The sequence below is a fragment of the Paraburkholderia sediminicola genome, from assembly GCF_046026855.1.
In the GTDB taxonomy this organism is placed as follows: Bacteria; Pseudomonadota; Gammaproteobacteria; order Burkholderiales; family Burkholderiaceae; genus Paraburkholderia; species Paraburkholderia sediminicola_A.
In genome coordinates this window covers 23,598-46,688 of record NZ_JAQQET010000015.1, presented here as the reverse complement: position 1 = coordinate 46,688, position 23,091 = coordinate 23,598, and the positions used below count along the sequence as shown (strand labels likewise).

Below are 23,091 nucleotides of genomic sequence, written 5' to 3'. Positions count from 1 at the left end.
CGACAAAACGACGCCCCCAGTCAAACTCCTTCCGCGTCATTTGCCGCTACGCGTAGGCGCCATGAATAATCGAAGGTGTTTCACAAACCTACCTTCGCACTCACGCACGGCACGCAGCCCGTGTTTAAATGCCAAGGCCCCGCTCGCCATACAAAGCGCCAAAGCCACTCCCCGGCGGGCATACCCCAACAGTCGATTCCTGACGGAGTTCGTGTTGAATAACAAACAGGCCGCGCTGCCGCAAGCGCCACTGCGAATTGCCGCAGCGCAAGCGCAACCCGTTTCCGGCGACGTCACGGCAAACATTGCCAGAACGGTTGAACTGGCCGGTATCGCCGCCGACCATGGCGCGAAACTGGTAGTTTTCCCCGAGAAATTCCTAAGCGGCTACGAGCCCGACCTGATTGCGGGTGACCCCGCAAAATACGCATTCGACCGACACGATGCACGCATCGAGCCGATTCGGGATATCTGCCGCGAGCGCGAGATCGCCGTGATCGTCGGCGCGGCAACACGTGGCGTAGGCGGGGCGAACGGCCTTCATATTTCTTCGCTGGTGTTCAACCGTTCCGGCGAGCAGATCGAGCCGTATCACAAGCAGCATCTCTACAGCGGCGAGACGAAGATTTACCGGCCGGGCACGCAAGGCTGCATGCTGGAGATCGACGGATGGCGGCTCGCGCTCGGCGTGTGCTACGACTCCGGTTTTCCGGAGCACGCGCGCCGCGCTGCGGTAAACGGCGCGCACGCGTATCTCGTGAGCGCGCTCTTCAGCGTGAAGTCTGGCTACCACCAGTCACGCATCTGGTTTCCTGCGCGCGCTTTCGACAACACCATGTATGTGCTGTTATCGAATCACGTCGGCACGACAGGCGGCTGGGAAACGTGCGGCGCGAGCGCGATCTGGGGCCCCTATGGCGACGTGGTGGAGGAGGCGAGCCGTGAACAGGAAGAAGTGATTACCGCGCTACTCGATCCGGCTGTGCTTGCCGATGTCCGCGAGCGCGAGACGGTGCTCGCGGACTTCAAGGCGTACGGCGATGACGCGGCTGCTGATTATGTGGTGTGTCATCTGGATTGACGAACAGCACGGGCGAGTGCTTACTTCAACGTAGCCGGCTGCACCGTGCTCAATCCTTTGCGTTCTGGCGCGGGCACGGCCCACAGCAGCGCGACCATGCCCACGACCAGAAGTACGGCGATAACCGCGAAACCTGCGTAGACGCTGCCGGTTTCGGCCTTCAGCATCCCGACCAATGAAGGGCTCACCGCGCCGCCAATCGCGCCGATTGCGGTAATCGTCGCGATACCGGCTGCAGCGGCGCCGCCGTCCAGATAGGCGGTGGGGATCGTCCAGAAGATGCTCAGGGTCGCGTAGATGCAGATCGACGCGACGACCAGCAGGGCGACCGTGAAGGGTACGCTATGCGCGGCGAGCGGGAGCAACAGAAAACTACCGGCCACCGCGAAGCCGCATCCCGCCACATGCCAGCGCCGTTCGGCCTGACGATCCGAGCTGCGCCCGATCACCACGATACCTATTGCTGTGCAAACCGAAATCGCGCCGCTGAGCCAGCCGATATTGCCGATCTGCTGCACGCCGACATGCCGCAGCAGTGTCGGAATCCAGAAGCCGACCGCATTGAGTCCCATGAACACGCAGAAATAGATCGCCGACAGCAGGTAGATCCGCGGGTTGCGCAACACATCGGCGAGGCGCGCGGGCGGCGCGTGCTGAACGCCGCGCTGTTTTCGATCCGCTTCGAGCGCGGCGGTGATGTGGGCCTTCTCCGCGTCGCTCAGCCATTTTGCATGCAGCGGACGATCGTCAAGATAGAGCATCGCCATGATGCCGAGCACGATCGCCGGCACACCTTCGATCAGGAATAGCCACTGCCAGCCATGCAAGCCGAGCGAGTCGTGGAAATGCACCATGATCCAGCCCGACAACGGTCCGCCGATGATGCCCGCCAACGGCACGGCCATGATGAACAGACTGGTGATGCGTCCGCGTTGCCGATCGGGAAACCAGTAGGTTAGGTAAAGAATGATGCCGGGGAAAAAACCGGCTTCGGCGGCGCCCAGTAGAAAGCGCAGCAGATACAGCATGCCCGCGCTCCTGACAAACATCAGCAGCACCGTCAAAGCACCCCACAACACCATGATCCGCAGGAGCGTCTTGCGCACGCCGATGCGCTCAAGCAGCAGATTGCTCGGCAACTCGAACACCAGATAGCCGACGAAGAACATCCCTGCCGCGAGACCGAACACGGCGTCGTCGAGTTTCAGATCTTGCAGGAACTGAAGCTTTGCAAAGCCGATGTTGACGCGGTCGATGAAATTGACCACGTAGCAGATGAACAGAAACGGCACGATACGCCGCGCGATCTTGCGATAAATCGCGTCGTCGGGCGTAAGGGCTGGCGAGCGCTGCATGGTGTCTCCTGGCGGCCCGGCACGTTGGGCCGGGCGCGTATGATGGTTTTGTGAGGCGCTGAGTCAGGCTCTGCTCGAAACTCTGATTGAGGCTCTGCCAGAGGCCGCATTCGCCTTTACTGCCAATTGCCTGTATTACCACTCGCCGAAAAAGACCCCCCAGTCCTTGTGCGTGTCGGTCTTGCTTTCGACCGTCGGGTTGTCGATCGTGACCCGCTGTTTCAACGCGCCGTACCAATCGGCGAGCTTCGCATGCATTTGCGCGTGGATGATGGCGTGACTCGCGTCGGCGCCGAGATCGACGTATTCGTCCGGATCGTTCGCCAGGTCGAAGAGTTGCGGGCGATAGCCCTGCCAGTGTACGTATTTCCAGCGCGTATCGCGCACCATCCAGCCACGGCATTCGTCGGGCTTGCGTTCCAGTGCGAGACGCGCGCCGCGGAAACTGTAATCGAGTTCGGAGACCACGTAATCGCGCCAACCTTCGGCACGGTCCGTTTCGCCGCGCGTGAGTGCGAGAACCGAGCTTCCTTCGATGCGCTCTTCATAGGCCGGCAGACCGAGTGCATCGAGCACGGTGGGCACGACGTCGATGCCCGACACAAAGCGCGTTTCGACGCTGCCGCGGGTGGCGTCAGCACGCGTCGACGGATCGTAGACGATCATCGGCACGCGCTGCACGGTGTCATAGAACAGTTCCTTCTCGCCGAGCCAATGATCGCCGAGGAAGTCGCCGTGATCGGCCGTGAACACGATCAGGGTGTCCTGCCAGCGGCCGAGTCGTTCGAGTGTGTCCCACAGTTGGCCGAGATGGTCGTCGATCTGCTGGATCAAACCTTGATAAACCGGCCGCACGGTGTTCGACACTTCTTCACGCGCGAAATTGACGCATTCTTCCTGAGTGCGATATGCGGCAACAACCGGATGGGCATTGTCGAGTTCGGCGGGCTTGCGCACGGGCGGCAGGCATTGATCGAGCGAATACAGGTTGTGATAGGGACGCGGCGCGACATAGGGCCAATGCGGCTTTACGTACGACAAATGCAACGCCCACGGCGTGTCGCCTTGCTCCTCGATGTAGCGGATCGCCTGATTCGTCATATAAGCGGTTTCGGAATGCGGCTCGGCCACCCGCGCCGGCCAGCGCACGTTGCGCATTTTCCAGCCGGAATGCACCGCGCCGCTGTCGTCTTCCACACTGATCGCGAAATCGCTCCACGGTTTGTCGCTGGCGTAGCCGTGTTCGCGTAAAAAGGCGGGGTAGCCGCTCTCCTTGCCGGGTTCGTGGTGGCCGTCATAGCGGTCGAGTTCGTCGAACGAACCGGTCGAGAGACGCTGTCCGAGCGGACTTTGACGCGCGATATCGAGGCGCTGCATGCCGTTGCCGTCGGCCATCACGTGCGTCTTGCCGGCCAGCGCGAGCGAGCGGCCATTCAGGCGCAGGTATTCGCCGAGCGTCATTTCGCCGATCGAGAGCGGCACGCGGTTCCAGTTGGCGCCGTGACTGCTCATCGTGCGGCCGGTGTAATACGACATGCGCGACGGACCGCATACGCCGGAACTGACGAAGGCATTGTCGAAACGCACGCCGCGCGCGGCCAGCGCGTCGATATGACGGGTTTGAAGGTAGGGATGGCCGTAGCAGCCGAGATGATCGCGGCGAAGCTGGTCGCACATGATGAAGAGAACGTTGCGGGTGTCCGCCATCGATAAGCACCGTCTGCGGCCTTGCGGCCTGAAGTGGGAAAAACCGGGGAGATGCTTCGATGCTAAAAACGAACCTGACGATTGACCTAATCAAATATATGTGCGAACGCACAATGCGCCGGGGCCGGTGCCGCCAAAGCGCGTCATAATGGCCGTCAAACCCTTATTGGACGTGCTCATCGTGCCCGCGACCGACCCTCAATCGATACCCGTGCTGAAGCATCCCGAGCACATCGACGAATTTCTGCTCTACAGGCTTCACAACCTGGCTCGCGTGGCGACCCAGGGCGTCGGTTTGATGTTCCGGCGCGAACTCGGCATTAGCCGGCGCGACTGGCGCATCCTCGCGTTCGTCGGCAAATACCCGGACGCGAGTCTGACGCAGCTCGCCGAATCGGCCGCGCTCGACATGGTGGTGGCGAGTCGCTGCGTCGCCAATATGGTGAAGAAGGGGTTGATTGCGAAAACGCGCCTGCCGGAGAACAAGCGGGTGACCGTGCTCGCGCTTAGCGAAGCCGGCCGTATCGCTTATGAACAGGCACGGGTGATTGGGCAACGCTATAACACTGAGTTCGCGGCTTGCCTGAGCGATGAAGAAGCGCTTTTACTCGACGGCTTGCTCAAGCGGATGGAGCAGCAAGCCGTGCAACTGACGCAACGCGAGATCGCCAGAAGCGGTCCCATGCCATTACTCAGTGAAGACGTCGAATAAGTCCACACACGCAATCATGTCGGCCAGAACATGCCGACCGCGGCGAGCCCCATTGCGGCGGTGGCGATCCAGCCGAGCCAGCGCAACCATCCGGTCACGGCGAACTGGCCCATCACTTTGGGGCTGGCCGACATGACCATCACGAGCGCCATGATCGGCACGGCCGCGACGCCATTGATCACCGCGCTCCAATACAGCGCTTTGATCGGGTCGAGCCGCATGAACGTGAGCGCAATACCGCCGACAATCGCTACCGCGATCACGCAATAGAACTGCTTTGCCAGATTCACCTGCAATGCCAGGCTGTTGCGCCATTTCATCGTGCCCGCCGCCGCGTAGGCGGCCGAACCCGCCAGCACCGGCAACGCCAGCAGACCCGTGCCGATGATTCCCAGACTGAACAGCGCAAACGCCAGATTGCCGGCAATTGGTTTGAGCGCACTGGCGGCATCGGCGGTGGTTTTGACTTCGACGTGATGCGCGTGCAGCGTGGCGGCGGCGGTAAGCATGATGAAAAACGCCACGCCGTTCGAAACGGCCATTCCGACCCATGTGTCGATGTTGATCCGCTTCAGTTGCGTGGACGCCTGGATCGGCGCGCGTAATAGCGCTTTCTGCACAGGTTCCGAGCGGATTTCCTCGACTTCCTGCGACGATTGCCAGAAGAAAAGATATGGGCTGATCGTTGTCCCGAGCACGGCGACCACGGTGGTCAGATAGCCGCCTGAAAATTGGATCGGCGGCTTCACGATACTCAGACCGACTGCTTTCCAATCGACCGGAATCACGAAGATGATGGCGACGTAAGCGAACAATGCAAGCGTTAGCCATTTCAGAATGCTGGCGTAGCGTTGGTATGGAATGAATACCTGCATCAACAAGGACGCTGTGCCGAGCAACGCCACGTAGAGTTGAACCGGGCCGCCGATCACCAGTTTGGCGGCGGCGCCCATTGCCGCGAGATCGGCCGCGATGTTGATGATGTTGGCCGCAAGCAGCACGAGCACAGCAAGATATAAAAACGGCGCGGGGTAGTGGCGGCGCAGATTGGTTGCGAGCCCGCTGCCCGTCACCCGTCCCATGCGTGCGCTGATCAACTGGATCGACACCATGAGTGGGTAAGTAATCAGCAGCGTCCATAACAATCCGAAGCCGAATTGGGCGCCGGCCTGCGAATAGGTGGCGATGCCGCTCGGGTCGTCGTCCGCGGCGCCGGTGATCAGGCCAGGGCCTAGCCGCTTCATCCAGGAGCGTTCGGCGGGGTCTTCAACGACAAGTTCCGGTTCCAGGTTGTCCGTGGTCATTGTCATCCGCCTGCAAGGGAAGTCGTATTGAGTCGCTTATATAGCGCGCGTGTGTGCGCGCCTGGTGGCGGCGGTACACGTCGCTCGTCAGGAAGTAGCATTCTCTGTGCCACTGGTCCCGGCGCTCAATTGCCATTGCATCTGCGATTATTTGCATCGCAGAGCGGCGGCCTGCAACAGCTCATCCGCTACAATGACGCGCACTACCCACCTGGAGACTCGCTTTGAAATCTATCGTTGCTTTGGTCGCCGCAGCTGTTCTTTCTTCCACGGCGATGGCCGCTTCCACCACTGAAAAGCTGCCTTCCGGCGTAATCGTTGAACATCTTACGCAGGGCACGGGTGCCCAGCCGGCCGCTGACGACGTCGTAAAGGTCAACTATCGCGGCACGCTCGCCAACGGCACCGAGTTCGATAGCTCGGCGAAGCATGGCGGCCCGGCAACCTTCCCGCTCAATCGCGTGATTCCGTGCTGGACGCAAGGCGTGCAAAAAATGAAAGTTGGCGGCAAGGCCAAGCTGACCTGCCCGGCGGCCACTGCCTATGGCGATCGCGGCGTCGGCACGATTCCGCCGAATAGCGATCTGACGTTTGAAGTCGAACTGGTGGGTATCGTCAAGTAATCCGGCGCGAAACGCGCTGAAACTGAACCCCGCTCCGGTGATCGAAGCGGGGTTTTTTCTTTTTCAGGGCACTGCATTGCTCATTGACACTGAACCCTGATGCGGTTGAAGTACCTGGATTCGTATAGGAACAACTGCCTGAGGATTACCCGCCTGTTTTAAAGCCGGTTATGCTCGCGCGGTGAACGGGCCTGACGTATTTTCAATAGCCCGGTTTTTCTGAAAGAATAGAAGTTCTGGTCTCACTCGGCCGGCGTGAATAGCATCGACACGTACACAATAGTGGACACGACGATAATGCCGACGCCGACGAAGACTTTGGTGCGATTGAATTCAAGGCCGCCGTCGAGGGCCACACCGATACCGACGACAGAAGAAAGTGTCCCGATCGTGGCCAGCAATACGTGAAGTTTGCTACGAATCAAGGTGCGCCGTTCCGGACTTGCGCCCTCTCTCCATTCATTGAATTTCATTGCAGTATCCTCTTCCGCTAGTGTGCAAGTGGCCAGAAGGTTCAATTAGAGGCAATGCGACAAAGCGCCCCGTTTCGCATCGCGACTGGTTTTCCAATTACACCAAGCATATATGAGCCGTCAGACCGTGCAAACAACAAACCTGAAAATTCAGCATCTGGTTGTCGCTGCGCGTGTTTCTCGGGGAAGGGCTGGGTGCCGGCTGGGTACAGGGCTTCAATCAACCTGCTACGGCGTGACCGCGGAAGATGCCGGGCGCAGCGGTCTGCCCGCAGTCGGTCCGTCCGGCGGACTGGAACACATCACCGGTCGGGGCGCCGCGATCTACCCGTTCAACAAGAACTGGCTCGGCGGTGCGATGATCTACTGCCAGAGATTGACGGGCTCGGCCCCCGATAGTCCAATTGTCGCGCAGCGCAGCGCGGCACGCGCAATCAGATCACGTATGGCGTCGGCGTGGCCTATGCTCTCCGTTGAGTGCGGGCGGAGTCTTTTTTAAAGTTCCGCTGTACTTGGTCGTTTACCTTCTGCGCGTGCGCTTGCGTCGTCGTTGCAACAGTCGCTTTGCGCATTCCGGAAGATCTGGCTGTCATTCGTTGAGCGTGGGGAGCGCCTGCATGAACATCGATTTTCACTACGGTGTGGTCTATATCGTCGCCCGCACTGGCGGAATGACAGCCAGCGATGCGCTCACAGTGGCGCATGCGTGCCAGTATGTCGACGATGCGACCACTTCAGGAATACTGCGTTTTTCGGGTGGCGAGACTTTCGAACGCTTCGCCACCGCGCACAAGCTATTTGACTATACCAATACGGAAAACGACCAGAACCGGCTGGTGTGGACACCGTTTCATTTTCTGCCCGCGGGTGTTGGAGAGACACTCGAAGATAAGGCGGTGTGCCGGGCGGATAGCGCTGTCGCGCGCGAAGTGGTTCGTCGGGCGATCCGGCAGCGGGACACCGATACGGCGTTGCATCGCCTGGGCGTGACGCTTCACACGTACGTCGATACGTGGGCCCACCAGGGCTTCGCCGGTATCGAAAGCCCGACGAACCGCGTTCGTATGCTGGAGGCGGAAGACTGCACGCAGGAAGGCTGGTTTGCCCACCTTACCCGCGCCACGCGGCATCTGGTCCAGCGTATCGAGGAAGATGTACTGACGCTTGCACTGCCCGTCGGCCACGGTGCCGCTTTGCACTATCCCGACCAGCCGTGGGCGAAATGGCATTACGTCGACGGCAAAAATGTGTGCGTCAAAAGGCACAATCTGCCCGAATTCATGCAGGCGGCCGAGATGACTTGCCGCGCGGTACGCGCCTACGTTGCGGGACGGGAAGATTTTGAATACCAGCCCGGACTGCCGGAAGATGTAAAAGCCGCGCTTACAACGTTTCTCGACACCAATCGGAACCCGGACGACAACAAGCGCCTGCAGACCCTTTGCGAAGCGGTGGAAGCCGGCGCCATTCCGGGCCTCTCTGAGTCAATTCCGGACTATGTACCCAAGGGGCCCGGCTCCTGGAAATACAAAGCCACCGGTTTGCGCTCCGACGACGATTCGGGGGACCGCCCCCGGTGGAGCGAAGTCTTCGAGAAAAGCGATTACCGGCGTTTTCACGATGCAGTCAAAGAGCACCGTTTCGTTACTACGCAGGAAATTCTGCCGGCTTGCGGACTGCGGATCGCGTGAACAGGTGGGCTATTCCACTCGCGCTTGCTGACGTTGCCCGGCTCGTTCTTCTGCTTGCTTCTTCGCCATGTGTCTTCCCACCAGGCAGCCGCCCATCGCGCCCACTACCGCGTGGTGCCCGGCATAATGTCCGGCGACCCCGCCCACAACCGCGCCTTTCATGCAGCCGGCCGCGTTCGCCGTGCCGACCGCGGCCGACGTCAATGCAATCGCCGCAAAGGCGGTCTTGATAAAACCAGCTTTCATCTGAAAGTACCCCCGCTATTGAGTTTTTCTAAAGTGGTGCTTTTACGCGTCATTTCAATAGCCCCCCCAGCGGCCGCGTTCATGCCATTTGTGCTCCTTTCCCTCGTGCTCCAGGTGCGATGCATCCGATTACTACCGGGTTGCCATTGCGTTGCTTCTGAGCGCGGTTCGGAGTGTAGAAGGGCGGGCCGGACACAGGTGAAACAGCGCTGCGAGATTGGTAACGCGCGGTTACGGTTAAAAAAAAGAACTGCCACCCTTTGAATCTCCGGATGCTTGCCTATAGTAGAAGCGACTATTCCCGCATTGCACAGCGGCCGGCTTCTCTTGATGGGTGACGGAGAAACAGAAATGACGCCATCGAACGCTGCGATCTGTCAAGCCCAGGCTTGCACGCCGGATTCATTACGAACGCTTGCCGGCTATCTCGAACTGGCGCTCGACGAAGGAGAAAGCGTGGTCCTGATGCGGATCGGTACGCAGGTGCGCTGCGTTTATGTCGGCAATCCGTCCGGTACGCTGGAGGATTTGACGGATCACGGCGTAGTGGCCGCTTTTCAGGCCGATGAGATGCTGGCGTTGACGCAGTTGGGGCTCAACCGGATAACCGCGGACGATCAACAGTACCGGTTCATGCGCAGCGTACGGTATATCGCCGATCGCCAGGCTGTCGTTTTTACGCCGACTTAAGCGGCTGGCCAGCAATTGGAAAGGTTAAAGAATGCAACGATTGAGTCGTGGACTCGAAAGGTTCGTACTCCACTAGATGCGTTCCGGTGTAAACCTGATGTCTTTATAGGCGCATAGATCTGCCTTTCTCGCGCCATTCATGGCATAGTTCGATCGATTACCACATAAGGAGCAATCAAATGCCCACGTTAGAGCAAATCCAGGCAAAGCTTAAGAAGCTCCAGGCACAAGCTGACGTCCTTATTGCCAGGAAAGCACAAGTCGCGGTCAACCAGATTCGCGACCTGATGCTCAAGCACGGCCTGACCACTGCAGATATCGAAGCAAAGGCAAAGGCGAGACGCGCCGCGCAGGCCTTGAATGGCCATGCCGCAAGTGGCAAGGCAAAAGCCGTCGGCGCGGGCAAGTCGCTTCCAAAGTATCGTGACCATAAAACCGGCGCGACCTGGACGGGTCACGGGCGTGCACCTGCGTGGATTGCCGCCGTGAAAGACCGGACCCAATTCCTGATCGAAGGCGCAAGCGAACTGAAGTCAACGGCAAAAGCGGCGGTTACTCGCGCCAAAGCCGGAAGCAAAGGTCAACCCAAAGGTGCCCAGCCGCCGAAGTACCTCAATCCGAAAACCGGCGCTACCTGGAGTGGGCGCGGTCCGGCACCGGCATGGCTCGCAACGGTCAAAGACCGCACCAGGTTTCTGATCGATGGCGCCGCGGCTACCCAGAATGTCGCCGCCAAAAAGGTAGTCACGGCGAAAAAGGCAGTAGTGCCCAAAGCGGCTGCGAAGAAGGGCCGTGTGGCGACTAAAAAAGTTGCGGCAAAGAAAAGCGCTGGCAGACCTGCAGCGAAGAAAGCTGCTGTGAAGAAAACCGCTGCGGCAAAGAAAGCACCGGGTCGCAAAGCGGGTAGTAAAGGTAAAGCCGGCGCGGCGAGCGCTGCAGCAGCGCCGCAAACCTCGACGGTACAAGCCGGCGCGTGAGTACAACGGAGTCGCGAAGTAGATGACTAGTACGCTCGCAACACCCCAGCAGGAAGACCACGTCGTCCTGCTGGACTCTGTTCCTCATCCGGCCGCCCATGCCGCCGAACCATTCATCGTTGTTAGCGGCCGCCGGGTGATCCTGGCTTATCCGATTGCCGAATCCGACTTTGAACGGTTCGGACCATTCGATTCCGACGACGATCCATTTTGCACGGTGCTCTTTCCAGACGCCGTCTTTCATCGACTGGGGCCACCCGGCGATGCCGATCTCGAGATCCATCCTCTCGCTTCGCAAGGTCTCAGTGGGTACTCGGTTCACGAAGTGATGAATTCGTCGCTGGCCGCCGAGATTTCGGCCGTCACATCAACCGGCCTAATGCAGCGCCATTTTGTCATCACGTTTCAGGACGCGACGTTCGAATGCGTGGCGTCGGACTATACGGTGGTCGGTGTGTATGGCGCGGGTGAGATCGCCAGCCGGGAAGCATTCTCGCTGGTCCGGTAGTGTGATCCGTTAGTGTGGTTCGTGGCTAGGGTTCGTGCTATTAGATGTAGCCGCTTCTTTCCATTCCTTTCCTGCTGCCCAAACGCTCGCGTGCTCGCGTGGCGTTTCGGGCTATCCGTGCATGCCTCGTTGAGGTATGCGCAACGCAATGCCGTTTCCTTTCAATTGGATTTCTTTTGGTATTTCGAACGTATGCGCAATGACTTTTTTAGCTTTTATTTTTGAAATATGTTAAAAAGCTTTCCGTCATCGTATATTGACATCAAGTCTTCATGCAGTGAGGCCAGACTGGCGTCAACGAATGGCGTGCCGCAGAGATTGAAGCACCGTTTTCGAAATTACATATAAATATATTACGAGGCATCGAACGCTCGATTGAAGCGCACCCTGAGTTCGGGCGCGTGTCACGGAGAGCCGGCGGACATCACGTCAGGTGATGCATGTTTTCGATGCAGCAGTGGTCGTCGCGGATCGGATTTGCCGGCACAAAGGCAAGTCGCATGGGCCTGATCCGCGGTAGTACGGCCGCAATGCGTCCGCGAATGCGGGCGCGGTATCGGTACGCATTTGCTTTGCGCAAGTGCATGCGAATACGCCATGCCCATCGAAAAACTCCTTGTTCCGCTACCGGCGGGCCTGAAAGTCTACGTTGAACGTCACGTATTCGATCCGGCCTTCGAGAGTGTCATTCTGATCAACGGCGCGCTAGCCACCACAGCGTCGTTCGGACAGACAATCAAATATCTCGGCGAACGCTACAACCCAATTTGTTTCGATTTACCTTATGCGGGTCAATCGAAAGCGCATAACGTGTGCGACTTCGTTCTTACAAAAGACGATGAAGTCGGCATTCTGCTGCATCTAATAGGCTTATTCGAGCCGAGCTTCCTGTTGTCGGTGTCGTGGGGCGGGGTGGCGTCGCTGCTTGCGCTCTCGCGGGCGCGCACCAGCGTGAGGCGCGCGGTGATTGCGTCGTTCTCGCCGCGGCTCAACGAGGCGATGACCGCGTACGTGACCGCGGCACGCGACCACATCGCCGCCGGCGAAAATCTGAAGGCCGCGCAGTTGCTCAACGATACCGTTGGCCAGCATCTGCCGCGCATCATGAAGCTCTACAACTATCGCTACCTCTCCACGCTGCCACGCGATGAGCAGGACCAGGTGGCGTTTCACGTCAACCAGATTCTGGCGATTCGTCCTGAGGACTATCTGCACGAGTTCCGCAACATCGATTGCGGATTGAAGTTCCTCAACGGCGAGCTCGACGAGTACACCACGCCAGAGGACGCCCGCTCACTCAGCACGCATCTGAAGCGCGCCGAGTTTCTTACGATCGAGCAGGCCGGGCATTTCCTCGATCTCGAAGGACGGCCCGCGCTGCGCCAGGTTCGGACGGCGATCTTCGATTACTTCGGCGCCGCGCCGGTGCCGGCGACAGGCCGTGCGCTCGATAGCTTCGACACGTTCGCCGCACGCTCGCCCATCATGCCGGTGCAGCAACCCGCTATCGCGAACGTCGCGATGCAGGCCACCGCCGATCACTCGTTCCAACAGGTCGAACTACCGTGAATATCGTTCAGAGCATCGCCATTGTCGTACCCTGGGGGCTGTGGCTGCTGTATTGGGTCGCGACGTCGAACCGCGTCAAGGAGACCGCGCGCAAGGAGGCGTCTCTTTCGCGCACGTTGCAGTCGATTCCATTGATTGGCGGTGGCGCGCTGATCGTGCTGCCGGACTTCAACGCAGCGGCGTTGTCCCTTGATCCCCATGCGATCGGGCCGCTGCAGCTTGCCGGCTTCGCCGTGCTGCTGGCGGGCCTCGCTTTTTCCGTATGGGCGCGGCTGCATCTCGGCACCAACTGGAGCGTGTCGGTCACGCTAAAGGAAGGGCATGAGCTGGTGCGCAGCGGACCGTATGGACTGGTTCGTCATCCGATCTATACCGGCTGCCTGCTGGCGCTCCTCGGGGCCGTGCTGATCGGCGCGCAATGGCGTGGCGTGGCTGGGCTATTGCTGGTTTTCGCGTCGCTGGCTTACAAGGTGCGGGTCGAGGAGAGCTGGCTGACCGGTCATTTTGGCCGAGCGTATTCGCAGTATCGACGCGACGTCGCCGCGCTGATTCCTGGTCTCTTCTGAGCCACAGGCATGGCGAGAGTCATCATCACCGCGATCGGCTCAGCGGGCGACGTGCACCCTTTGCTTGGCATCGGCGCGGCTCTGGCTGCGCGCGGTCACGAGATCGTCTTCTGCACGCATCCGCCGTTTGCTGCGGCCGTTACGCGCCAAGGCTTCGCATTCGTGCCAATCGGCACCGCCGCCGAGTATGAAGTGGCGATGGCGAACCCGGCGCTATGGCATCCGCGTACCTCGTTCCGTACGCTGTGGGCAGTGATTGCGCCGACGCTGCGGCCGCATTTCGACACGCTGGCTGCGTTGACCGATGACGACACCGTGCTGGTCGGCACGTTATGGGCCTTTTCCGCACGCTTGATGCAGGAGCTGTACCGCGTGCCATTCGTATCGGTGCAGGTGTCCCCATCGACCCTGCTCTCGGCGCATGCGCCGCCGACGCATCCGCGGCTGACGATTCCGCGTGGCTTACCGCTGGCTGTAAAAGCGGCGCTGATGCGGTTGATCGAGCAGTATGCGCTTGACAAGGTCTGTGGCCCCGCATTGAACGCGTTACGTGCGGAACTGGCGCTCGCACCGGCACGACGCATTTTCGGCGAGTGGCTGCATTCGACCGACGGCGTGCTGTGTCTCTTTCCGGAATGGTTCGCGCAACCTCAGCCGGATTGGCCGACGCCGCGCCGCCTCAGCGGTTTTCCACTATTCAACGACACGGGCGTTCAGGCGTCCGATCCGCAACTCGACGCCTTTCTCGCCGCAGGCGAGCGGCCCGTGGTTTTCACGGCGGGCTCGACCTTGATCGATCACGATCGCTATACGAATGCAGTGAGTGCTGCGCTGATGGAAAGCGGGTTGCGCGGCATTCTTCTGACGCCGGATGCGGTTCGATCCGATGCGACTACCGCTCAGACGACGGGTGTGTTGGCTGACGCCCAGGGCGTACTGCTCAAGCGGCGTTACGTGCCGCTTCAAAAGCTGTTGCCAAACTGCCGGGCGATGGTGCATCACGGCGGTATCGGCACGGCGGCGCTTGCGTATGCCGCCGGCATTGCGCAAGTCGTGACGCCCTTTGCCCACGATCAGTTCGATAACGCGCAGCGCGTGGCCGCGAGCGGTTGCGGTGTTCTGCTCGATAAACCCCTGCAGCCGCAGGCTCTCTCGCGTGCACTGAAGCATGTGCTGGGCAGCCTGTCGATCGCGACGCAATGCGGGCGCATGCAGGACCGGCTCGCGTCGTCGCCGGATGGTTGCGAGTCGGCCGCCAGCTATATCGAAGGCCTTATGCCCACCGGCGCGCGAACGCAAACGGTCGACCGCGTGTCTTTGCCGGCACTGGCAGACAGCGGGCATAGCGTATGAGCGCCGTCACGCCGTCGCCGAAGCACGCCGCATCGGCCCACGAGACGCAAAGCGTCGGCGACGACCCCGCCGGCGAGCGCAGCGTCCCCCGCATGCGCGGCGCGCAGCTCGCCTTGCTGACGTTCGCGCTGTCGCTGGCCACGTTCATCGAAGTGCTGGATTCGACGGTGACTAATGTCGCGGTGCCGGCTATTTCCGGCGGCCTTGGCGTGTCCAACAGTCAGGGTACGTGGGTGATCAGCTCGTACTCCGTGGCCGCCGCCGTCGCCGTGCCCTTGACGGGCTGGCTCTCACGGCGGCTTGGCGAAACGCGGCTGTTCCTCGGTGCGGTGATCCTTTTCACGTTGACGTCGCTGCTCTGCGGCGTGGCCGGCGATTTTCACCTTCTGGTGGTATGCCGGGCATTGCAGGGGCTCTTTTCCGGGCCGATGGTGCCGCTTTCGCAAACTATCCTGCTGCGTACCTTTCCGCCGGACAAGCGCGTCGTGGCACTGGCTTTGTGGGCAATGACGGTGCTGCTCGCGCCGATCTTCGGTCCGGTGGTTGGCGGCTGGATCATCGACAGTTTCTCGTGGCCGTGGATCTTTCTGATCAATCTGCCGATCGGCATCTTCTCGTTCGCGGTGTGCATGACGCTGCTGCGCCCCGACGCAAAGGCAGCCGCCGCCAAGGCGGCGCCAATCGATCTGCCCGGCATCATTTTGCTGGTAATCGGCGTCGGCTCGCTGCAGACGGTGCTCGATCTCGGTCACGATCGCGGCTGGTTCGATTCGCCTTTGATCTTGACGTTGGCCATTGTTGCCGGGTTGGCGATCGTGTCGCTGTTGATCTGGGAGGCGGGCGAACGGCATCCGGTGATCGATCTGAGCCTGTTCCGTGACCGCACGTTTTCGTTTTGCGTGCTGATCATTTCGCTCGGCATGATGGCCTTCTCGGTGGTCGGTGTGATTTTCCCGCTCTGGCTGCAGGCCGTGATGGGCTATACCGCGTACCAGGCCGGGCTTGCCACCGCGCCACTCGGTGTGCTCGCGCTGGTGTTTTCGATTCTGGTCGGCATTTACGCAGCGCGTGTAGATGCACGTGTGCTTGCGACATTCGGTTTTCTCGTGTTTGCGGCCGTGCTGTGGTGGGACGCGCATTTCACGCTGACGATGACCTTCACGCAGATCATTACGCCAGGTCTGATCCAGGGCATCGGCTTGCCGTGCTTCTTCATTCCGTTGACCGCGGCAACGCTGTCGCGTGTGTCCGACGACAAGCTCGCCGCAGCTTCCAGCCTGTCGAATTTCTTGCGCACGCTCTCGGCGGCGTTCGGCACGGCGATGAGCGTTACGCTATGGGATAACCGTGCGCTGTATCACTACGACGTCGTCGCACAGTCCGTGACGAAATCGTCGGGCAACACGCAGCGCTTCGTTCAGAGTCTGCACGGCATGGGCATTGACGGCGTGCGCGAACTCAGCACCTTGCATCACCTCGTGCAGCAGCAGGCTTACATGATGGCGACCGGCGACATGTTCTACATGGCAAGCATCACCTGCCTCGTGCTCGCCGCGATGATGTGGCTCACGCGTCCGAAACGTGGCGCGGCGATGGCTTTAGGTCACTGAGGGATTTCCGATGACGATCCTGGGCGCATTAATCATTCTGTTTCTTCCGAGTGAGGAGCAGCTCGCGCGCGCGGTGGCGATGCGCTCGGCGTGTGACCGCTTGCTGGTCGTCGACAACTCGCCATTGCCGGATGCGCGCGCCGCGATGATGCTGGGCGAGGCGGGCGTTGCGTTGCTGCATCACGGTAATCGCAACGGCATTGCAGGTGCTTTCAATTGCGGCCTGAGCGCGCTCTTCGAGGCGGGCGCGGATGCGGTCGCGCTGTTCGACCAGGATTCCGAGGCGCCACCTGCTTACTTCGATGTGATGCGCGACCGGTGCGCATCGATGAGTGGCCTGGCGTTTTTAGCCGGCCCGCGCATTTTCGACGAAAATGATCAACGTTTCCTGCCCGAGCTCGCAACAAGCGGTTTGACGGTGGAGAGGCTGTCCATACACGCCGACGCGGCGTTGCAGCGCTGCGCGTTTCTGATTTCGTCCGGCTGTGTCATTTCACGCGAGGCGTTCGCGCGGCTCGGCCGCTTCGACGAAGCGCTCTTTATCGACCATGTCGATACCGAGTACTGCTTGCGTGCGCTACTGAGCAATGTGCCCGTGTACGTGGTGCCGTCACTCGTACTGCTGCATCGAATCGGCTCGCGGCGCCGTCACAAACTGGGTTCTCTGGAATTGACGACAATGAATCACCCCAGTTTTCGCCGCTATTACAGCGCGCGAAACGCAATGCAACTGGCGCTGCAATACGGACCACGATTGCCGGTGGCGATCGTGCCGAACGTGCTGACGCTCTGGCAAATCGTGCAGATCGTGCTGCTGGAAAAAGACAAGCTGGCGAAGCTCAATGCGATTGCGCTAGGTCTTTTCGATGGCTTCTTCGGGCGCATGGGGCCGCTCTCGCGGACGCGTCCACGGCTCGCGGCCAAAGCGGCTAAACCTGCTAAACAGGGCAGCGCAGCGAGGCCCGGCGAGATAAACGCACCGGCGGCGGGAGAGCGTGCAATGCATCGTACCCGGCACTCATGAGGCAGCCTATGCAATTTTCCATGCCGCGCGCCTGGCCGCTGCTGCTGATTGCTGCGGCGCTGACGGGTTGCGTGAGCGATTCGGGTCTGCATACCAACGTCAACCCGCTCAAACCATCTGCCGATGCGCTCGCGCAGACCATTGGGCCAGGCGCGAACGGCGTGTGGCCCACGCCCGATTGGGTCAAGCGTTATCGCGATCCGCAACTGGATGAACTGAGCGCCGAAGCGTTGCAGAATAATCCCGACCTGCAGATTGCCAAGGCGAGGGTGGGCGCCGCGCAGGCGCAACTCGAACAGTTTGCTTCGCTCACGGGCCTCACCGGCACCGCGGGCGCGACGGTGAGCAAAACCCGTTTGCCGCAGTCGAATGACGTGGCTAACGTATCCGTCGGCGGCCAGCAGATTCCGGTGCAGTTGTTCAGCGATCCGAATGTCTCGCCAGCCGCATTGTTCGCAGGCTTGAGCTACCAGCTCGACTTGTGGGGCAAGAATGCGGCGCTGACCGGCAGCCTGCTGTCCACGCGCGACGCGGCGCGAATCGATGCAGAGCAGGCCCGGCTCACGTTGACTGTCGCGCTCGTGACGCTTTACTGTGAGCTCGATCGCGCCTTTGCGATGCAGGATATTCTGCTGCAAAAGCAACAGGCCGCGGATAGTGTCGATGCGGTGTTGCGTGAGCGCGGTGCGCGCGGCCTCGATAACGCGTACGACGCAGCTGACGCCACACTCAAGCGAAGCCGGCTCGCCTCACAACAGGCGCTGAACGACGAGCGCATCAAACTGACCGAATTGCAGATCGGCGTGCTGACGGGGCGCGGCGCGGAGCGGGGTTTGTCGCTGCATCGTCCGCAACTGGCCGCGGCGGCTGATGCGTCGATGCCCGCGCAACTGCCGGTCGATCTGCTGGGCCGCCGGCCCGACATCGTGGCGGCACGTTTGCGGGCCGAAGCCGCGCTCGCCAACATCGACGCCACGCGGGCGCAGTTCTATCCCGATGTGAACCTGGTGGCCTTTGCCGGGCTGACAGCATTGACGCCTGCTGCGCTTTTTTCGCGCGCGGCGTTGACCGGCTCAGTGGGGCCGGCGATCTCCTTGCCGATTTTCGACCGGACCCGGTTGCGCGCGCAACTAGGCGGCGATTACGCCAATGTCGACGCGGCGATAAGCCTCTACAACAAGACCGTTGACGAGGCGCTCGGCGAGGTCGCGCGCCAGCTGACTTCCCTGCGTACGATCGATACGCTCGCTACGGAGCAGACGCGCGCAGTGGACGCAGCCTCACGCATCGTCGCGATCGCCGAAGAGCGGCATCGGCGCGGTATCGGGATGCAGAAGGACGTGACGCTGGCCGACCTGTCTTTACTCGACGAACGCGCGCAGCAAGTGGATTTGCAGGGCCGCCGCAGGCTGCTGCAGGTCGCGCTGGTCGGCGCGCTCGGTGGCGGCTTCGACGTACACAAGGTGGCCGGCGCGCCGATCTCTCACTATCAGCCGACCTTTCCCTCTCACGCACGCATCACGGATACGCACTTCGATTGAATGCACAACGATAAACAGGCACAGCATGCCGCCGGCTGGACCCAGGGGCAGGAAAACCCGGCAAACACGGCAGGCATAGCGACCGACGCCCACGATTCGAAACGGACGGTGCGCCGGCGCCGTTTTGCCGTTTTCTTCGGCGTGGTGGCGCTCGCCGGTGCGGCTTGGCTGACCTATTGGATTTTGAGCGCGCGTTTCTTTGAAGAGACCGATGACGCTTACGTGGCTGGCAACATCGTGCAGATCGCCGCGCAAATACCCGGTACGGTCACCGATATTCTGGTGGACAACACGCGGCAGGTGCGCGCGGGTCAGCCGCTCGTCAAACTCGACGATGCCGAAGCGGCCGCCGCGTTCGCGCAGGCGAAAGCGCAATTGACGCTCGCCGTGCGCCAGGTGGCGAACGCGACGATCTCACGCAAGCTATACGTCCAATCGATCGACGCGCGCCGCGCCGAACTCGCGTTGGCGCAACGTGCGCTGGCCGCACGCGATCATGCTTCGGTGGAGGTCGTGTCGCCGGAAGAATTGGCGCGCGCCCGCGAAACAGTGGCAGTCGCGCAAGCAAACCTCGCTTCGGCGCAAGTCCAGCTCGACGCCGCACGCGCGCTTGGCGGAAAATTTCCGGTCGAAGCCAGCCCGCCGGTTCTGCAGGCCGCTGCGCAATTGCGGCTTGCTTATCGGAATCTGCAGCGCACTACCGTCATCTCTCCCGTCGACGGCACGGTCGGGCAGCGGTCGGTGCAGATCGGCCAGCAGGTCGGGCCGGGGCTCGCACTCATGTCGATCATTCCGCTCGAGCGTCTGTGGGTCGAGGCGAATTTCAAGGAAGGCCAGATACGCAGCATGCGCGTGGGGCAGCCGGTGCGCATCGTGTCGGATGTGTATGGCTCGCAAGTGGTGTATCGGGGGCGCGTGGAAGGCTTTTCGGCAGGCACGGGCAGCGCGTTTTCGATGCTGCCTTCGCAGAACGCGGCCGGTAACTGGATCAAGGTCGTGCAGCGCGTGCCGATTGTGATTTCGCTCGAACCTGCCGAGCTCGCGGCGCATCCGTTGCGCTTAGGGCTGTCGATGCAGGTGTCGGTGGATACGCATGTGCGCAGCGGTCATCTGATCGGCAACGATACACCCGCGGCCACGCAAAGTACTCGCGTCCACGATAGCGTCTCGCGCGACGCCGACGCGTTGATCGCGCAAATCATTCGTGAGAATAGCGATCGCGGTGGCGCTGCCGATTAGCGATCTGCGCCACTGAGGTACGCCTCGACGTACGGTACACGAGACGGTTGACTACTGGAGTCGCCAGCGGAGACAGGCACGGCAAGAATGGCTTTTGCGCGTTGATAAGCGCTGGCGAATCCCCGCAATTCCTGCGTAAACGGCCGGTCATCAAGCCGTCGGCGTAGCAGCGCTTGCGCAATGCAACGCTCGATCAGTGCGAGCTGGCTGTCGATATAGTCAAGGCACAATTGACGACAGCGCGCTGAAACACCTGCTACCGCTAACAATGCCGGCGCAATTGAAATCGTCAGGAAACCGCCTGCGGGAACGCGCGCCAACGCAGCGGGAGACTCGAACAGATCTTTGCGCAGCGATTCGAATACTGTTTTCCCCCATACTTCACGCTCGGCAGCGAGTGAGGCGCGGCGGCGTGCGAGTGCATCTTTTGCGCTCGCGTCTTCAATGCGGCCTTCAGCGACCATCAACGCAGCGCCGGTGCGTTCGCCTTCCTGAATGCAATCTGCGCCGAGGTAGGCGGCGCTCTGATTGCGTCCAGCCAATACCAGGTGTTGCAACGCATCTGGCACGAGCGGATCGAGCGGGACCACTTCGCAGGTGACGGGCTTGCCTTCGAAGTGAATCGCGCAGCGTCCATCATCTTCGAGCGCCGGGCAGCGTGCGAGGGAAGGGTAATCGTAACCCTGTGTCGTGATGCTGAATGTGTCGCCCGCGCGATGCAGCAGCGTATCCGCGATCGTATCGAAGGCGGCGATCTCCGCGTCGCTCAGTATGGTTTCGTGTTTGCCGACGCGAAGCTTTTCGTGCAATCGCCTGCGAGGCACGCGCCCAATCGCAATACAGCCGACGAACAGATCGCGATGCCGGAACAGTTCCGGCAACGACATCGCCGGCGGACTGTTGCAGCATTTGCCGCATGCCGAGCACGCGAATGAAAACGCATTCACCATGGCCGGCGTACCGAGTCCTGATAGTGCGCCAGGATGAAATGCGCGACGTCGGCGGAATGATAGGCGCCGACCAGTTGGGCAACCCACGGCTGCGCGCGGTCATCGTTGCGCACGGTCAATACGTTAGCGTAGGGCGAGCGCGCGTCTTCGAGACCGAGGCTGTCACGCGCGGGATAAAGGCCTGCGCGTGCCGCGTCGTCGCTATCGATTACGGCGAAGGCCACACTATCCAGGCTGTCGAACAGGCGAGCACGCGGCACCTGGCGGATCTTCAGCTTCAACCGGTTGCTCGTGATGTCGGCGAGCGTGGCATGCAAGCCGGCGCTGTCCCTGAACGTCAGCAGCGTGAAGTTTTGCAGCAGGATCAAGGCGCGCGCGGTGCCTGCGCGGTCGTCGGGAATCGCTATCGTCGCGCCGCGCTGCAATTGGCCGAGGTTCGTCAGTTTTCGCGAGTACAGCGCGATCGGAAACGTGACGGTAGTGGCGACGCTCGTTAAGGCGTAGCCATGCTGTTTTCGCCGCGCCTCGAAACCTGGCTCGTCTTCGAAGCTCGCGGCGTCGATCTGTTTCGCGGCGAGCGCGGCATCGATGCCATCGGGCTTGTCGAAGACAACCACATCGAGCGTGAGTCCTTGTGTGGCGGCGACACGCCGCACTTCGTCCATGATCTGCGCGTGGGCGCCGGCCGTGACGCCGATTTTCACGACCTGCGATGCGGCGGCCTGCCCCGGTTGAACCCATGAAGCCGCAATCAGCAGCACTGCTGTGATGAACGCGCGTGGCTTCATGATGCGTCCCTCAACACCGTGCGAAAGCCGATATGCGAAGCCGGCAAATCTGCTTCCTGCTGCTCGCGGGACGCCGCACGATAGCGCACGCAATAGTCGCGGGAACAGAGGAACGAGCCGCCTTTGATGACCATCGGCGTATCGTGCTTGCGGCTGAGCGGCGCGACCGCTGCCGTATCGCCATTGGTGTGCGACTGATGCGGACCACTGTAGACGTCTCGGGTCCATTCCCACGCGTTGCCGATCATGTCGTAGAGCCTGAAATCATTGGCCGCATAACAGCCGACCGGGGCGAGGCCGACGTGACCGTCCTCATTGGTGTTCAGCACGGGAAACACGCCTTGCCAGTAATTCGCACTCGGCTTGCCGTGTTCGTCGCGTGGTGCGGTGTCGAGATCCGTGCCCTCATGGCCGGCTTTTCCGGCGTATTCCCACTCGGCTTCGGTGGGCAGATCGCGGCCGAGCCAATGCGCGTAGGCGAGCGCGTCGGCCTGCGTGACCATCGTCACTGGCTGGTTCATGCGCCCGTCGAGATTGCTGCCGGGGCCCGCCGGGTGATTCCACGCGGCGCCTTTGACCCACGTCCACCACGCCAGATCGCGCGCGTTCATTTCTTCGCGCGTCGGCGTATGAAAGACCACGGCGCCGCCCTGGCGCTCCGAATCGCTGATATAGCCCGTCGCCTTCACGAATGCCGCGAACTGCGCATTCGTCACGTCGGTCTGATCGATCCAGAAACCGGTGACGTGGGTTTTGCCGTCGCCCGCAGGTCGCTCATCTTCGTAACCGAGCTTGCTGCCGAATACGAAGTTGCCGCCGTGCAGATGCACCATGCCGGCTTTCGGATCGTCGCGCCAACGCGAAGGCAAGCCGGCGTAGCGCTCGCATTGCTGTTCAGAGCCTAGCGCCACTAATGCGCGTGAGCGGTTCAGATCGTCGAACGCGCTTTGCTTACCGCCGCTCAATGCCGCTGAGGCGGCCATCGCGGCGGTAAAGGCGGCCGCAAACGCGACCGTGGCGATCGCGGCATAGGCTCCGTACCACGCCGCGGTGCTTTTCAGCTTGAATCGGACGGACATGGCGT

At 61.1% G+C, this 23,091-nt stretch carries 22 protein-coding genes and 1 pseudogene; 15 read left to right on the top strand and 8 right to left on the bottom strand.

What is annotated here, in order from left to right:
* Nucleotides 1-211: 211 nt before the first annotated feature.
* Nucleotides 212-1,081, top strand: coding sequence for a carbon-nitrogen hydrolase family protein (locus PQR40_RS17985; RefSeq protein WP_408387859.1), 870 nt, complete (start codon nucleotides 212-214; stop codon nucleotides 1,079-1,081).
* 20 nt (nucleotides 1,082-1,101) lie between these two features.
* Here the strand turns inward: PQR40_RS17985 and PQR40_RS17980 are convergent, their stop codons facing one another.
* Together PQR40_RS17980 and PQR40_RS17975 are read right to left on the bottom strand one after the other, a co-directional pair.
* Nucleotides 1,102-2,436 (bottom strand): MFS transporter, encoded by a 1,335-nt coding sequence (locus tag PQR40_RS17980; protein WP_408387857.1) that lies wholly within the window; start codon nucleotides 2,434-2,436, stop codon nucleotides 1,102-1,104.
* A gap of 135 nt (nucleotides 2,437-2,571) precedes the next feature.
* Nucleotides 2,572-4,143 carry a sulfatase-like hydrolase/transferase gene (locus PQR40_RS17975; protein WP_408340331.1) on the bottom strand — a complete coding sequence of 524 codons (1,572 nt, stop codon included), beginning with the start codon at nucleotides 4,141-4,143 and terminating at the stop codon, nucleotides 2,572-2,574.
* Between the two features lie 148 nt (nucleotides 4,144-4,291).
* On the opposite strand from PQR40_RS17975, the gene PQR40_RS17970 reads away from it, so the two are divergent.
* Complete coding sequence (locus tag PQR40_RS17970) at nucleotides 4,292-4,855, top strand: MarR family winged helix-turn-helix transcriptional regulator (RefSeq protein WP_408240529.1); 564 nt, start codon at nucleotides 4,292-4,294, stop codon at nucleotides 4,853-4,855.
* Between the two features lie 14 nt (nucleotides 4,856-4,869).
* On the opposite strand, the gene PQR40_RS17965 is transcribed toward PQR40_RS17970, so the two are convergent.
* The gene (locus tag PQR40_RS17965; protein ID WP_408340333.1) at nucleotides 4,870-6,159 is read right to left on the bottom strand and encodes an NRAMP family divalent metal transporter; all 1,290 of its coding nucleotides are present in this window, start codon (nucleotides 6,157-6,159) and stop codon (nucleotides 4,870-4,872) included.
* 275 nt (nucleotides 6,160-6,434) lie between these two features.
* Between PQR40_RS17965 and PQR40_RS17960 the strand changes: the two genes are divergently transcribed.
* Entirely contained in the window at nucleotides 6,435-6,782 is a 348-nt protein-coding gene (locus tag PQR40_RS17960; RefSeq protein ID WP_408212261.1) for an FKBP-type peptidyl-prolyl cis-trans isomerase, read from the top strand.
* Nucleotides 6,783-7,024: 242 nt separating this feature from the next.
* Here the strand turns inward: PQR40_RS17960 and PQR40_RS17955 are convergent, their stop codons facing one another.
* Nucleotides 7,025-7,255, bottom strand: a complete 231-nt coding sequence (locus PQR40_RS17955; protein ID WP_408240523.1) for a hypothetical protein — start codon at nucleotides 7,253-7,255, stop codon at nucleotides 7,025-7,027.
* Between the two features lie 112 nt (nucleotides 7,256-7,367).
* Between PQR40_RS17955 and PQR40_RS17950 the strand changes: the two genes are divergently transcribed.
* Both PQR40_RS17950 and PQR40_RS17945 read left to right on the top strand, forming a co-directional pair.
* Nucleotides 7,368-7,754 carry a MipA/OmpV family protein gene (locus tag PQR40_RS17950; protein ID WP_408340334.1) on the top strand — a complete coding sequence of 129 codons (387 nt, stop codon included), beginning with the start codon at nucleotides 7,368-7,370 and terminating at the stop codon, nucleotides 7,752-7,754.
* 118 nt (nucleotides 7,755-7,872) lie between these two features.
* Entirely contained in the window at nucleotides 7,873-8,946 is a 1,074-nt protein-coding gene (locus PQR40_RS17945; RefSeq protein ID WP_408240547.1) for a DUF6765 family protein, read from the top strand.
* A gap of 9 nt (nucleotides 8,947-8,955) precedes the next feature.
* On the opposite strand, the gene PQR40_RS17940 is transcribed toward PQR40_RS17945, so the two are convergent.
* Entirely contained in the window at nucleotides 8,956-9,192 is a 237-nt protein-coding gene (locus PQR40_RS17940; protein WP_408240517.1) for a hypothetical protein, read from the bottom strand.
* A gap of 351 nt (nucleotides 9,193-9,543) precedes the next feature.
* Between PQR40_RS17940 and PQR40_RS17935 the strand changes: the two genes are divergently transcribed.
* The 10 genes and pseudogenes from PQR40_RS17935 to PQR40_RS17890 all read left to right on the top strand — a co-directional run bounded on the left by PQR40_RS17935 (nucleotide 9,544) and on the right by PQR40_RS17890 (nucleotide 20,269).
* The gene (locus tag PQR40_RS17935) at nucleotides 9,544-9,882 is read left to right on the top strand and encodes a hypothetical protein (RefSeq protein ID WP_408509509.1); all 339 of its coding nucleotides are present in this window, start codon (nucleotides 9,544-9,546) and stop codon (nucleotides 9,880-9,882) included.
* A 179-nt stretch (nucleotides 9,883-10,061) separates the two neighbouring features.
* Nucleotides 10,062-10,859, top strand: a complete 798-nt coding sequence (locus tag PQR40_RS17930) for an H-NS family nucleoid-associated regulatory protein (RefSeq protein ID WP_408240511.1) — start codon at nucleotides 10,062-10,064, stop codon at nucleotides 10,857-10,859.
* Nucleotides 10,860-10,881: 22 nt separating this feature from the next.
* Nucleotides 10,882-11,367 carry a hypothetical protein gene (locus PQR40_RS17925; RefSeq protein WP_408340338.1) on the top strand — a complete coding sequence of 162 codons (486 nt, stop codon included), beginning with the start codon at nucleotides 10,882-10,884 and terminating at the stop codon, nucleotides 11,365-11,367.
* 597 nt (nucleotides 11,368-11,964) lie between these two features.
* A complete protein-coding gene (locus tag PQR40_RS17920; RefSeq protein ID WP_408387855.1) occupies nucleotides 11,965-12,936 on the top strand; it encodes an alpha/beta fold hydrolase in 972 nt (323 codons plus the stop codon).
* Entirely contained in the window at nucleotides 12,933-13,502 is a 570-nt protein-coding gene (locus PQR40_RS17915; RefSeq protein ID WP_408483976.1) for a methyltransferase family protein, read from the top strand. The genes PQR40_RS17920 and PQR40_RS17915 overlap by 4 nt, the downstream gene beginning before the upstream one ends.
* A gap of 9 nt (nucleotides 13,503-13,511) precedes the next feature.
* The gene (locus PQR40_RS17910) at nucleotides 13,512-14,855 is read left to right on the top strand and encodes a glycosyltransferase (protein WP_408483977.1); all 1,344 of its coding nucleotides are present in this window, start codon (nucleotides 13,512-13,514) and stop codon (nucleotides 14,853-14,855) included.
* Between the two features lie 92 nt (nucleotides 14,856-14,947).
* A complete protein-coding gene (locus tag PQR40_RS17905) occupies nucleotides 14,948-16,465 on the top strand; it encodes a DHA2 family efflux MFS transporter permease subunit (protein WP_408387981.1) in 1,518 nt (505 codons plus the stop codon).
* 10 nt (nucleotides 16,466-16,475) lie between these two features.
* Nucleotides 16,476-17,372, top strand: a pseudogene (locus PQR40_RS17900) (glycosyltransferase family 2 protein); the annotation flags it as partial.
* Nucleotides 17,373-17,497: 125 nt separating this feature from the next.
* Nucleotides 17,498-19,030 carry an efflux transporter outer membrane subunit gene (locus PQR40_RS17895; RefSeq protein ID WP_408340346.1) on the top strand — a complete coding sequence of 511 codons (1,533 nt, stop codon included), beginning with the start codon at nucleotides 17,498-17,500 and terminating at the stop codon, nucleotides 19,028-19,030.
* Entirely contained in the window at nucleotides 19,031-20,269 is a 1,239-nt protein-coding gene (locus PQR40_RS17890; RefSeq protein WP_408387850.1) for an HlyD family secretion protein, read from the top strand.
* On the opposite strand, the gene PQR40_RS17885 is transcribed toward PQR40_RS17890, so the two are convergent.
* The 3 genes from PQR40_RS17885 to PQR40_RS17875 are packed head-to-tail and all read right to left on the bottom strand — an operon-like array spanning nucleotide 20,266 to nucleotide 23,086.
* A complete protein-coding gene (locus PQR40_RS17885) occupies nucleotides 20,266-21,219 on the bottom strand; it encodes a hypothetical protein (protein ID WP_408509508.1) in 954 nt (317 codons plus the stop codon). The genes PQR40_RS17890 and PQR40_RS17885 overlap by 4 nt on opposite strands.
* Nucleotides 21,213-22,007 carry a MetQ/NlpA family lipoprotein gene (locus tag PQR40_RS17880; RefSeq protein WP_408509507.1) on the bottom strand — a complete coding sequence of 265 codons (795 nt, stop codon included), beginning with the start codon at nucleotides 22,005-22,007 and terminating at the stop codon, nucleotides 21,213-21,215. Before PQR40_RS17880 ends, PQR40_RS17885 begins: the two co-directional genes overlap by 7 nt.
* A complete protein-coding gene (locus tag PQR40_RS17875; protein ID WP_408509506.1) occupies nucleotides 22,004-23,086 on the bottom strand; it encodes a formylglycine-generating enzyme family protein in 1,083 nt (360 codons plus the stop codon). The genes PQR40_RS17880 and PQR40_RS17875 overlap by 4 nt, the downstream gene beginning before the upstream one ends.
* Nucleotides 23,087-23,091 lie beyond the last annotated feature (5 nt).

Coding starts and splice junctions, on each gene's coding strand:
- PQR40_RS17890 (WP_408387850.1), top strand. CDS start 19,031: ATGCACAACGATAAACAGGCACAGCATGCCGCCGGCTGGACCCAGGGG.
- PQR40_RS17950 (WP_408340334.1), top strand. CDS start 7,368: ATGAGCCGTCAGACCGTGCAAACAACAAACCTGAAAATTCAGCATCTG.
- PQR40_RS17920 (WP_408387855.1), top strand. CDS start 11,965: ATGCCCATCGAAAAACTCCTTGTTCCGCTACCGGCGGGCCTGAAAGTC.
- PQR40_RS17980 (WP_408387857.1), bottom strand. CDS start 2,436: ATGCAGCGCTCGCCAGCCCTTACGCCCGACGACGCGATTTATCGCAAG.
- PQR40_RS17875 (WP_408509506.1), bottom strand. CDS start 23,086: ATGTCCGTCCGATTCAAGCTGAAAAGCACCGCGGCGTGGTACGGAGCC.
- PQR40_RS17885 (WP_408509508.1), bottom strand. CDS start 21,219: ATGGTGAATGCGTTTTCATTCGCGTGCTCGGCATGCGGCAAATGCTGC.
- PQR40_RS17910 (WP_408483977.1), top strand. CDS start 13,512: ATGGCGAGAGTCATCATCACCGCGATCGGCTCAGCGGGCGACGTGCAC.
- PQR40_RS17930 (WP_408240511.1), top strand. CDS start 10,062: ATGCCCACGTTAGAGCAAATCCAGGCAAAGCTTAAGAAGCTCCAGGCA.
- PQR40_RS17880 (WP_408509507.1), bottom strand. CDS start 22,007: ATGAAGCCACGCGCGTTCATCACAGCAGTGCTGCTGATTGCGGCTTCA.
- PQR40_RS17970 (WP_408240529.1), top strand. CDS start 4,292: ATGGCCGTCAAACCCTTATTGGACGTGCTCATCGTGCCCGCGACCGAC.
- PQR40_RS17975 (WP_408340331.1), bottom strand. CDS start 4,143: ATGGCGGACACCCGCAACGTTCTCTTCATCATGTGCGACCAGCTTCGC.
- PQR40_RS17935 (WP_408509509.1), top strand. CDS start 9,544: ATGACGCCATCGAACGCTGCGATCTGTCAAGCCCAGGCTTGCACGCCG.
- PQR40_RS17955 (WP_408240523.1), bottom strand. CDS start 7,255: ATGAAATTCAATGAATGGAGAGAGGGCGCAAGTCCGGAACGGCGCACC.
- PQR40_RS17945 (WP_408240547.1), top strand. CDS start 7,873: ATGAACATCGATTTTCACTACGGTGTGGTCTATATCGTCGCCCGCACT.
- PQR40_RS17905 (WP_408387981.1), top strand. CDS start 14,948: ATGCGCGGCGCGCAGCTCGCCTTGCTGACGTTCGCGCTGTCGCTGGCC.
- PQR40_RS17925 (WP_408340338.1), top strand. CDS start 10,882: ATGACTAGTACGCTCGCAACACCCCAGCAGGAAGACCACGTCGTCCTG.
- PQR40_RS17960 (WP_408212261.1), top strand. CDS start 6,435: ATGGCCGCTTCCACCACTGAAAAGCTGCCTTCCGGCGTAATCGTTGAA.
- PQR40_RS17965 (WP_408340333.1), bottom strand. CDS start 6,159: ATGACCACGGACAACCTGGAACCGGAACTTGTCGTTGAAGACCCCGCC.
- PQR40_RS17940 (WP_408240517.1), bottom strand. CDS start 9,192: ATGAAAGCTGGTTTTATCAAGACCGCCTTTGCGGCGATTGCATTGACG.
- PQR40_RS17895 (WP_408340346.1), top strand. CDS start 17,498: ATGCAATTTTCCATGCCGCGCGCCTGGCCGCTGCTGCTGATTGCTGCG.